This is a genomic window from Flavobacterium sp., from assembly GCF_028712645.1.
GTDB lineage: Bacteria > Bacteroidota > Bacteroidia > Flavobacteriales > Flavobacteriaceae > Flavobacterium.
On record NZ_JAQTPQ010000285.1, the window covers coordinates 1 to 4,217 of the forward strand.

Consider the following 4,217-nt stretch of genomic DNA (forward strand, 5'->3'; position numbering starts at 1 on the left):
AAAGAAACTACTCAATTGGACATCAATAAAAGTCACGTTTGGTCGTCATCTACTTTATATCCAAAGTCAATTCGGGAAAATCGCTCTGATTGGTTTTATACTTTTTTGGATTCAAAAACTGAAATTTCAGAAACTGAAATGCTTCATTTTCATCGCTACACTGAAGAAGAAAATCAGGAAAATGGTTTGGTTATCAATCGAAACGATGAATTGAAAACCTTGAGTATTACACAATCCGTCACCGAAAAAAATAAAGTTGCTATCTTGCATTATGATTTAATTGCAGACAAAGATTTCGAAACTTCTTTTATAATAATTTAAGTCACTCTAATTTGAAACTTTTCATCCACAAGCTTACCCATTGGGAATATTGGCCTTTTCTTATTGTTTACATTCCCATTTATTTCCTGTGGGGACTTTATTCTATCAAGGCAAAATCAATTTTCTTTTTTAATGCTTGTAATCCATTGATAAAAAACGGTGGCTTTATTATGGAATCTAAAAAGGCAATCTACAACTTGATTCCACAACAATATTATCCAAAGACCGAGTTGATAGTTGAAGGAACTTCATTAGATAAAATTCTAAAAATAATTGAAGATTCTGAAATAAAATATCCGTTTATAGCCAAGCCTGACATTGGATTACGAGGTTCCGCTGTCAAAAAAATTCACGATTCATTGGAATTGCAAGCTTATAATAGCAAAGCTAATTTTGATTATGTGGTGCAAGATTTAATTCCTTTCGAAAACGAAGTTGGCATTTTTTATGTGCGTTATCCAAATGAAAAAACAGGTAAAATTACCGGAATAGTTTCAAAAGAATTCCTGATTATTACTGGTGATGGAATTTCAACTACCGAAGAATTAATCAAGAAAAATCCACGTTACGAATTGCAGTTGAGAACTTTGCAATTAGAATATGGAGAGAAATTATTGGACGTTTTGCCAATGGGAGAAAAACTAAATTTAGTTCCTTATGGAAACCACGCTCGTGGCGCAAAATTCATTGATGGAAGCCATTGGATTAGTCCAAAATTGACCGAAACCATTAACGAAATTTGTCTTCAAATTCCAGAATTTTATTTTGGAAGATTAGATGTTATGTACAACACTTGGGAAGAATTGGAGAATGGAGAAAACTTTTCGATTGTGGAACTAAATGGTGCTGCCAGTGAGCCGACACATATTTATGACCCAACACATTCGTTGTTTTTTGCTTGGAAGGAACTCGCACGACACATCACTTATATGTATGAAATTAGTGTTATGAATCACAAAAACGGAACTCCCTATTTGGAACACAAAGAAGGAATGAAAGAATATCGTTTGCATTTAGAACAAAGTAATAAAATTGTTAATTTTTAGTCATTGAAAGCTTTAAAAAACATATTGGTTGGTTTTTTGGTAAGTTTCGTTGGCTCGATTCCACTGGGATATTTGAATATTGTTGGTTTCGAAATTTACTCAAAATTCGGAATGAATAGTTTGTTTTTTTTCTTGCTTGGGATTATTTCTGTTGAGGTTTTCGTGATTTATTTTACTTTGATTTTTGCAAATTCATTGGTAAATAATAAAAAATTGATGAAAGCCATCGAGATTTTTGCTATTTTTTTCCTGTTGATTTTGGCATATTCGTTCTATTCTCATTCAAATCAGTCTGCAAAAAATCACGATTATTTAGAAAAATACGTGATGTATTCACCTTTTTTGATTGGTATTTTCTTGAATTTATTGAACTTCCTTCAAGTTCCTTTTTGGACAGGTTGGAATCTTTATTTGATAAATTCCAACTATATTTCTGTCGAACGAAAACTCAAATATTTTTATATCGTTGGAACATTAATTGGGACATTTCTGGGAATGATAGCTTTGATTCTTTCTTTACACTCTATTTCAAAAAGCATAGGGAGCTTCACAGAATATGTGATGCCAGTAATAATTCCGCTGTTTTTTGTGGTTTTAGCTGTATTTCAAATGTATAAAGTTTATGAAAAATATTTTAGCTCGAAAAAGGACTAGCCATTTGGCAATGTGGACTCATTCATATCGTAAGCCAAAATAAAATAGTTGTTAGTATTGAATTCAAAATCGCCAATAACGGTCCAGTTGAGTTTTTCGGTGTGAGCTTTATAAGAAGGAATATTGGTTTTATTGATAAAAGTTAAACTCAACGGATATTTTTTCACAACGTGAATTCGCATAAATTCGAAGAGCAAATTAATCAATCCTTTCCCTCTGTATTTTTTGTCGATACAAATAGGGCCATACTGAAAACTAGAGGTTGAATTAATTTCAAAATCTAAAAAATTAAGCTTTGGAAACAAACTAATCATATGTTCGAAAATAGGATATTGACTGAAGAAATCCCAGCTTTCGGCAAAAATATATGCGATTATTTTACCATTATCTTTGGCAATAAACAAACCTTCGTTATTGATAACATAAGTCAATTGTTCGACGGAAAAAGGTGTAGTTACAAATCCGGATTTCTTTTCTTCTTCAGTTAAATTTGAAACCAGATATAGTTTTTGCAAATCTAAAACTCCATTTATATCACTTAATTTAGCTACTTCTAATTGTATGTTTTCTGGCATTGAAATTGAATTTAATATCTTTCAAAAATAGAAAAATAACGAAACAATCTTAGTGAAAATTTATATTTAAAATTTGCTTATTTTCGCATTATGAAAAATGTAATTATCACAGGGACTTCAAGAGGAATTGGCTACGAACTCGCTTTGCAGTTTGCCAAAGCGGGACATAGTGTATTAGCCATTTCCAGAAAAATGCCTCAAGCACTTATCGAAAATAAAAATATTACTTGCCTTTCGGTTGATTTATCCGATGAAACCGAAATGCAAAAGGTTGAAAATTTCTTGACACATTCTTGGAAAAACGTGGATATAATTGTTCATAATGCAGGTTGTTTAGTCAATAAGACCTTTTCAGAACTCACCCAATCTGATTTCGAAAAAGTATACAAAGTGAACGTTTTTGGTGTTGCCAATTTAACTAGAGTTTGTTTGCCTTATTTTCAAAAAGGAAGTCATGTGGTTACCATAAGTTCTATGGGAGGAATACAAGGAAGTCTTAAATTTGCTGGATTGGCAGCTTATAGTTCCAGTAAAGGAGCGGTAATTACCTTGTCGGAATTATTGGCTGAAGAATATAAAGAACGTGGGATTTCGTTTAATGTTTTGGCACTTGGAGCTGTTCAAACTGAGATGTTGCAAGAAGCATTCCCGGGTTACGAAGCACCTATTTCGGCAAAGGAAATGGCCGATTATATTTTTAACTTTGCCTTGACCGGGAATAAATATTACAACGGAAAAGTGCTGCAAGTTTCTTCTACAAATCCATAAATGATTGGGAATTGTTAGTTTAATATTATAAAAACAATGGCAAGAAAAAAGAAGAAACAAGAAATTATACTAGAACCCACACAAGAGCCTGAAATAAACCCAAAGAAAATGAATTCGTTTTATGCTTGGGACGGGGACATATTGGTGCTTAATATATTGGGAACTCCAGCCGCTAAACGAGATGCCATAGGCAAAGTTAAAGGAAACCAACTCAAAGTCAGTGTAACGGAATCGCCTCGTGCAGGAAAGGCAACCGACCACATGGTGCGTTTTTTGGCTAAAGAGTTTCAAGTTTCCACTAAAGATATTGAAGTAGTTTTTGGAAGATTTAATGTCAATAAACAATTACGGATTAAAAATATAATTGATTTGCCATCAGAAGTTTCTCGAGAAATAGAAAACAAACCTAATTTATAACTGCTAACTTAGAAGTAATTGTCAGAAACACTTTCAAAATATCTCCCAGAACACGCCGTGAAACCAGTTTTCGAAATGATTGTGGTTAATCAAGTTCATCTCAAAATCGTGAATGAACGTGTGACTCGACACGGTGATTATCGAAAAGGACTGAGTGGCAAGCACGAAATCACGGTCAATGCTAATTTGAATAAATATAAGTTTTTGATTACGCTGGTTCACGAAATTTCACATTTGGTTGCTTTTGAAAAATTTGGACACAAAATCAAACCTCACGGAAATGAGTGGAAATATTCCTTTCAGCGGTTGATGATTCCATTTATTCGTCCGGAGATTTTTCCCAGTCATTTATTGCCCTTATTGGCGAGACATTTCAAAAACCCTACCGCAAGCAGCGACACTGATGCTACTTTATCATTGGCATTGAAACAGTTTG

6 protein-coding genes and 1 pseudogene are annotated in these 4,217 nt (G+C 33.2%); 6 read left to right on the forward strand and 1 reads right to left on the reverse strand.

The annotated features are described in order from the left end of the window. From PHC28_RS16285 to PHC28_RS16295, 3 genes and pseudogenes are all read left to right on the forward strand, one after another. Positions 1 to 321: pseudogene (locus PHC28_RS16285) on the forward strand (hypothetical protein); the annotation flags it as partial. Between the two features lie 11 nt (positions 322 to 332). Next, positions 333 to 1,367, forward strand: a complete 1,035-nt coding sequence (locus PHC28_RS16290) for a D-alanine--D-alanine ligase (protein WP_300103151.1) — start codon at positions 333 to 335, stop codon at positions 1,365 to 1,367. Between the two features lie 3 nt (positions 1,368 to 1,370). Then, positions 1,371 to 2,021, forward strand: coding sequence for a LysE family transporter (locus tag PHC28_RS16295; RefSeq protein WP_300103154.1), 651 nt, complete (start codon positions 1,371 to 1,373; stop codon positions 2,019 to 2,021). On the opposite strand, the gene PHC28_RS16300 is transcribed toward PHC28_RS16295, so the two are convergent. Then, positions 2,018 to 2,596, reverse strand: coding sequence for a GNAT family acetyltransferase (locus PHC28_RS16300; RefSeq protein WP_300103156.1), 579 nt, complete (start codon positions 2,594 to 2,596; stop codon positions 2,018 to 2,020). The genes PHC28_RS16295 and PHC28_RS16300 overlap by 4 nt on opposite strands. A gap of 90 nt (positions 2,597 to 2,686) precedes the next feature. Here PHC28_RS16300 and PHC28_RS16305 point away from each other — a divergent pair, with 90 nt between their 5' ends. The 3 genes from PHC28_RS16305 to PHC28_RS16315 all read left to right on the forward strand — a co-directional run. Then, positions 2,687 to 3,364 carry an SDR family oxidoreductase gene (locus tag PHC28_RS16305; RefSeq protein WP_300103158.1) on the forward strand — a complete coding sequence of 226 codons (678 nt, stop codon included), beginning with the start codon at positions 2,687 to 2,689 and terminating at the stop codon, positions 3,362 to 3,364. A 36-nt stretch (positions 3,365 to 3,400) separates the two neighbouring features. Continuing rightward, positions 3,401 to 3,781 (forward strand): DUF167 family protein, encoded by a 381-nt coding sequence (locus PHC28_RS16310; protein ID WP_300103159.1) that lies wholly within the window; start codon positions 3,401 to 3,403, stop codon positions 3,779 to 3,781. An 18-nt stretch (positions 3,782 to 3,799) separates the two neighbouring features. Next, on the forward strand, positions 3,800 to 4,217 hold a 418-nt coding region (locus PHC28_RS16315; RefSeq protein WP_300103161.1), incomplete at its 3' end, for a SprT-like domain-containing protein.